Source organism: Stenotrophomonas sp. Ste96 (assembly GCF_024519495.1).
Lineage (GTDB): Bacteria > Pseudomonadota > Gammaproteobacteria > Xanthomonadales > Xanthomonadaceae > Stenotrophomonas > Stenotrophomonas bentonitica_A.
Genome location: NZ_JALJRX010000027.1, coordinates 1 through 1,412, shown reverse-complemented (window position 1 = coordinate 1,412; position 1,412 = coordinate 1). Strand labels below are relative to the sequence as shown.

Here is a 1,412-nt window from a genome sequence, read left to right as displayed (position 1 = left end):
TGCGCACCGGCATCGACTCGCCGGTCAGCATGGATTCGTCGACCTGCGAGCTGCCCTCGGTGACCGTGCCGTCGACCGGAATCTTGGCCCCAGGCCGCACCACCACGATGTCACCAACCAGTACTTCGGCAGTGGGGATCTCAAGCTCCTGTCCCTCGCGTCTCACTACCGCGCGAGGTGGAGAGAGTTTCAACAGTGCCTTCATCGCATCCGAGGCACCGGCGCGGGCGCGCATCTCGAGCCAGTGGCCAAGCAGGACGAAGGTCAGCAGTACCGCCGAAGCCTCGTAGAAGTTCGGCCCGTCGACGAAGAACGTCGACGCGATGCTGAAGCCATATCCGGTGCCCACGCTGAGAAGCACCAGGACCGCCATGTCCAGTACACCGCGGCGCAGCGAGCGGATCGCCGCGCTGAAGAACGGCCAGCCTGGATACAGCACCGCGCCGGTCGCCAGCAGGAACAGCCAGACGTTGTCGCGCAGTCCGAACGGCACCGGCGGCGGCTCCATCAGGCCGCCCATGGGCGACCACACGAACACCGGGATCGCGAAGGCCAGCGCGACTAGGAAACGGCGGCCCATGTCGCGCGCCGCGGCGTGCAGATCGCTGCCGTGGTTCATGCCCGCATGGGCGTCGTGGCCCCCCGCAGCCTTGGCGTCATCGCCGTGGCCGGCGTGGGCATCGGCAGGGTGCTCCGCGGCCGTTCGCTGTCCGTGCCCGGCATGTGCAGCATGGTCGTGCGCGCCCGCGACCGGGCCGGTGTCAGGCATCGACGCGTCGCACTGGAAGGCGCAGTTGCGGACGGCAGTGGCGACCGCGCCAGGCGAAAGGTGCGCCGGATCGTAGGACACCTGCAGGGTCGCGGTGGCGAAATTGGCGCTGGCGGCGTTGACACCAGGCAACGCGGCCACGGCCTTCTCCAGCGTGCGCGCGCAGCCGGCACTGACCATGTCGCCAATGGGCCAGATGCGCGTGCGCACCGTGGGTTCGTGGACGTGCGTCATCGGGCTTCTCCTTGGGATGGTGCGGGGCCGCGCCGGCGTCGCGGGATGAAGGCCGGCACCTGCTGCATGTAGCGGACGTAGTCGTCGCCAAAGCGGCTCAGACAGTCTTTTTCCTCACGGCGCGCGAGGCGGGCATAGGCCCACACCAGCACTGGATAGCTGATGAGTGTGAGCAGCGTGGGCCACTGCAGCAGGAAGCCGGTCAGCACCAGCACAAAGGCGACGTACTGCGGGTGGCGCATGCGCGCATACACGCCCTCGCGGGCGAGCCGGCCCTCACGCTGCGCCCGATACAGCACCGGCCAGGCAGCGGACAGCAGCCAGAAGCCGCCGCCGATCAGGATGAAACTCGCGATGTGGAATGGACCGAAATGCGGGTTGGCGCGCCAGCCGAACCACATCTCCAGCA

General features: G+C 68.2%; 2 protein-coding genes. Both read right to left on the bottom strand.

The window, feature by feature from the left end; translation table 11 throughout:
* The coding region (locus tag OC373_RS18640) for a heavy metal translocating P-type ATPase (RefSeq protein WP_261998269.1) at window positions 1-1,003 on the bottom strand (1,003 nt) is incomplete at its 3' end.
* Window positions 1,000-1,412 (bottom strand): isoprenylcysteine carboxylmethyltransferase family protein (locus OC373_RS18635; protein WP_261998268.1); only part of this gene is annotated, 413 nt, incomplete at its 5' end. The genes OC373_RS18635 and OC373_RS18640, both read right to left, overlap by 4 nt.